The organism is Coleofasciculaceae cyanobacterium, from assembly GCA_036703275.1.
Lineage (GTDB): Bacteria > Cyanobacteriota > Cyanobacteriia > Cyanobacteriales > Xenococcaceae > Waterburya.
Map to the genome: position 1 here is coordinate 1 of DATNPK010000086.1, position 4,683 is coordinate 4,683.

Genomic DNA, 4,683 nt, shown 5'->3' on the forward strand with positions numbered 1-4,683 from the left:
TTGGTGCGAACCGTTCGCTTTAAATGAGTTTATGACTCAGAGAAAAGCGGTTAATTGTTAAGCAAAGTTACATAAAAAAATAACGAGAATTAACAATTAAACAACTTAAGGTTCGTGTTGGTGAGGAAAATATTCCAAGTCCAACCCCCTAGATGCAAGGGTGAAAGTGCATTCCCATTGATTAAAGGTGGTATCTTCAATTGATGAAGCGGGATGTTAAAAGGTGGTAACTCGAAACCTGATTGGGAATCCCATCGAAGCAGCTAACTATGAGTAGGAGACGAACTTTCGTTTGAATCGTCGTAATACCAGACCAGCCAAAACAGGTTGATAGGCTGGGAACAAAAGTTCATAAGGTTAATGGATAGGTAATCGTAGTTACCTATTACAAAGAGAAACGAATCAATCCTTGTTTCTTAGCATCCAAAAACAGCCTTCGGCGAATAGAAAGACTCTAAAGTTAGAAACCAACGAATCTTAGGAACGGTATAACCCTTTTAAGGCTCTCATCTTGGTCGAATAAGTTGAGTAGTAACCAGCGCAAGCCTTACTAGGGAAGGATAGAGTCAGAAGCGAATGCTTAGGGTAATGCCTAAGATATGCTGACGGACTCACGGTGAGATGAAAGATAAAGTCTGTATTAAAAGTATAAAAGTCATGAACACGGCAAAACCGATGTATGAATGGAATACTCTCCCCTGGCATCAGCTAGACAAACAGGTATTCAAGCTTCAAAAAAGAATTTATCAAGCTTCTGAACGTGGAGATGTCAAAGTAGTTCCTAGACTCCAAAAACTTCTGATTAGCTCATGGTCAGCCAAAGCTGTTTCAGTCAGGAAAGTCACACAGGATAACCAAGGAAAGAAGACGGCAGGAGTCGATGGAATTAAATCCCTTACTCCGTTCAAAAGAATGGAATTGGTTAAAAACCTTCAACTAGAAGATAAATCCAAACCTACCCGTAGAATATGGATACCAAAACCAGGAAAAACCGAAAAACGACCCTTGGGAATACCCACCATTCATGAAAGAGCCAAACAAGCTCTTGTAAAAATGGCACTAGAACCAGAATGGGAAGCAGAATTTGAAAGTAACTCATTCGGATTTAGACCTGGACGTTCTTGCCACGATGCAATTGAAGCAATTCATAAATCTTTGTCTCAAAAAGCAAAATATATCCTAGATGCGGATATAGCAAAATGCTTTGACAAAATTGACCACCAAAAACTATTAAAGAAAATAAACGCATCACCCACAATAAGAAGGCAAATAAAAGCCTGGTTAAAGTCGGGGGTAATCGATAAAGGCACATTATTTCCAACCAAGGAAGGAACACCTCAAGGTGGGGTATGTTCTCCTTTGTTAGCCAACATAGCTTTACACGGAATGGAAAATCTAATTAGAAAATCATTCCCAGCAAAAGAAGGCTATCTAAACGGAAATTATTGGAGTAATCCTACACCAAACCTAATTCGATATGCTGATGATTTTGTCGTCTTACATAAAGACATCAAAGTAATTATGCAATGTAAATCTTTAATAGAAACATGGCTAAAAGATATAGGACTAGAGTTAAAACCAGAAAAAACTCGTATAAGCCATAGCCTCGAAGAATACAAAGGAAATGTAGGATTTGATTTTCTAGGTTTCCACATCCAACACTATCGTGTAGGAAAGTATAAATCGGGACGTAGCTCAAATAGAAAACCACTGGGACACAAACTGCTAATAAAACCCTCACAACAAAGTATAAAAAAACACCTGACGAAGATTGGAGATGTAATCGATAAACATCAAGCATCTAAGGCTGAGAAAGTCATTGGTACACTCAACCCAATTATCAGAGGATGGAGTAATTACTTTAGAGGAGCAATCAGCAGTGAAACGTTTAAACTTCTAGACCACCTAACATATCTAAAACTCAGAAGATGGGCGAACAGAAGACACCCCAATAAGGGTAAGAAGTGGGTTAAAGATAAATACTGGAAATCCATAGAAAATCGAAATTGGGTATTCTCGCAAACCTATGAGAATGAAATCACCTGTACATTGATAAATCACTCAGACATTAATATTGTCCGTCATGTGAAAGTCACAGGAGCAAAATCTCCTTACGATGGGGATTTCATTTACTGGAGTCAAAGATTAAGTACATACCTAGAAACTTCTACAAGAGTAAGAACATTACTTAAGAGGCAAAAAGGTAAATGTACACTTTGTAAATTATCATTTACTAGCCAAGACATTTTGGAGGTTGACCATGTTAAACCCAGGAATCAAGGCGGAAATGATACATACAAAAATCTTCAATTACTACACCGACATTGCCACGACAACAAAAGTCGTCAAGATTACATTGAATGGCACAGACAGAAGTATTCAAGACAGGAATCATCTCATTGAGGAGCGCAGTGACGAGAAATTGTCATGCTGCGTTCTGTAGTCGAGTTAAGAAGGTGACTTCTTAGCTTAGATAACAGGAGGTTGCGAATTTGATTCGCACAAGGAATTTCGGAGATGCCAAATAGACTGCTGGCATTATCTCGTCCTTTTTGACTTTTCATCAAGCGTTGATGGTCTAAAAAAGACCTTGATTGCAGAAAACAAGCGGAAACCGCACTCAAAAGAGCTTCTTTGACCTTATATTTCCTATTATTGCTCGGCTTTCTTTCATCTGGTAGGTCATCTAACTCGGTAGTCAGCATCTTCAGTACCCACTGCATCCTGATGGTTTCAGTCATACTGCTACTTTCCTCAAAGTTAATACCTTTTAATTTCTCAATTTGATACCTGAATCCTTACATAAAAGCATAGTTCACCAGCTTTTGCCATTTGCTTATAGCGATTAATCCTAAAGCTCAAATAGATAATTTAAAATAAGTGCGTTATTATGTGGACGCAATTTAAAAAGTGCTGATATATGGGTCAAGTTATTGCGATAGCTAATCAAAAAGGCGGTACGGGAAAATCATCTTGTGCGGTACACCTATTACATTGGTGTAGTCAAAAAGGAAGTACTTTACTCATCGATGCTGACGCTCAAGAAAGCAGTACTCGTTGGGTACAAGGTAAAGATTACAATAGCCGAGTAGAGCAAGATCCAGAAGAACTATTTGAATTAGCTCAAGATCAGGCAGATAATTATCAATTTCTAATTATTGACTGTCCTGGCAGTTTGGGGGAAGTTACCAAAGCTGCAATATATTGCGCGGATATAGTTTTAATTCCCGTACAGCCTGGAGTTTTAGACGTTGATAGTGCCAACAAGACATTTCGCCATATTAAACACGCTCAGAAAATTAGAAAAGATGGTACTCCCACTGGTTTAGCGTTTATCAGCAGAGCCATAAAAGGAACTCGCGCTTTAGCTGAAGCCAAAGAATATTTACAGCAGCAGCCCCATATTACTCTTGCCGATTCAGTTATTTATCAACGGCAATTAATTCAAGATGCTCCTGCTAGTCGTTCGACTGCATTTACCATGCAGGGAACAATCGCCAAAGAAGTAGCCAATTTTTATAATTCTTTATTTGAAGAAGCTTTATCAATCTATGCCTAGAAAACGTCCTCAATTTAAAGACTTTCTCGACTCAGAACCCGCTATAGAGAGTTCGCCATTTATAGCAATCGATGATATTGTTCTACCTAAATCTCAGGTTAGACAATACTTCGATCCCCAAAAGCTAGAACAGTTAGCAGAATCTATTGAACAGCATGGGGTCATAGAACCTTTGTTAATCACATCTAAAAATGAATTAATTGCTGGAGAAAGAAGGTTAAGAGCGTCAAGGATAGCTGGTTTAACTCAATTGCCAGTGATGGTTTTGGATGTTTCAAGTTCTGAAGCGAAAACTCTTGCCATTGTAGAAAATCTTCAGCGAGAGGATTTGAATCCAGTGGAAGAAACTGAAGGAATTTTAGAGCTTTTACAACTAAAGTTGGAGAGAGAAAGAGATGAGATTATTTCCCTACTTTATAAGATGAACAAAAAAGATGATAACGTTATCATCGCCGATTGCGAAGCGATCAAAAATACGTTCAATAGCTTGGGAAAGCTTAAGTGGGAGTCTTTTGTAATTAATCGCTTGAGACTGCTCAACTTACCTGAATCAATTTTGTCGGCTATCAAACAGGGGAAAATAGAATACACAAAAGGAATCACAATTGGACGAATTAAAGATTCAGAATTTAGAGATAAGCTGCTTGATGAAGCGATCGCCAATAATTTATCTCTCAAAGAGATAAGGGAGAAGATAGCCCAATGCAAAAACCAGATCTCTACTAATTACTCTAATTTATCTACGGATGAGTTAATTCAAGATTTGCGCCAATCCTATCAAAAATTTTCTAGAAGCAAGAAAATTTGGTCAGACAAGAAAAATCGAAAAAAGTTAGAAGTGTTGTTGAAGCAATTAAAAGGTCTAATTAAAGAATAGGGGGAGTACTTTTTTAGGGCGACCACATCTAAATCAGAAGATAAAAGCAGTTAGGCTATCTGATTTGGCTGGTTCTTCGTAAGGGAGAAGCAGCTTTTTTTTGTTGAGGTGACAGTATCAATATTTAGTGGTGATGGTCATCACCCGATAGCGAGAAGAGCAAATTTATACTGGCTTTATATTCAACCAAGGAGCCATGACAATGAATAAGCAAATATCTTCAGTTCTACTAGCTACAAGCCTTTTT

At 38.0% G+C, this 4,683-nt stretch carries 3 protein-coding genes and 1 pseudogene; 3 read left to right on the plus strand and 1 reads right to left on the minus strand.

What is annotated here, in order from left to right; genetic code table 11:
* Positions 1-657: 657 nt before the first annotated feature.
* Positions 658-2,403, plus strand: coding sequence for a group II intron reverse transcriptase/maturase (gene ltrA, locus V6C71_16455; protein HEY9770058.1), 1,746 nt, complete (start codon positions 658-660; stop codon positions 2,401-2,403).
* 74 nt (positions 2,404-2,477) lie between these two features.
* Here ltrA and V6C71_16460 read toward each other — a convergent pair.
* Positions 2,478-2,741, minus strand: a pseudogene (locus V6C71_16460) (ISNCY family transposase).
* A 179-nt stretch (positions 2,742-2,920) separates the two neighbouring features.
* On the opposite strand from V6C71_16460, the gene V6C71_16465 reads away from it, so the two are divergent.
* A complete protein-coding gene (locus V6C71_16465) occupies positions 2,921-3,559 on the plus strand; it encodes a ParA family protein (protein ID HEY9770059.1) in 639 nt (212 codons plus the stop codon).
* Entirely contained in the window at positions 3,552-4,436 is an 885-nt protein-coding gene (locus tag V6C71_16470) for a ParB/RepB/Spo0J family partition protein (protein HEY9770060.1), read from the plus strand. Before V6C71_16465 ends, V6C71_16470 begins: the two co-directional genes overlap by 8 nt.
* Positions 4,437-4,683: the final 247 nt, after the last annotated feature.

Excerpts from the sequence above, each read along its gene's own strand:
- V6C71_16470 (HEY9770060.1), top strand. The coding sequence starts at position 3,552 with ATGCCTAGAAAACGTCCTCAATTTAAAGACTTTCTCGACTCAGAACCC.
- ltrA (HEY9770058.1), top strand. The coding sequence starts at position 658 with ATGAACACGGCAAAACCGATGTATGAATGGAATACTCTCCCCTGGCAT.
- V6C71_16465 (HEY9770059.1), top strand. The coding sequence starts at position 2,921 with ATGGGTCAAGTTATTGCGATAGCTAATCAAAAAGGCGGTACGGGAAAA.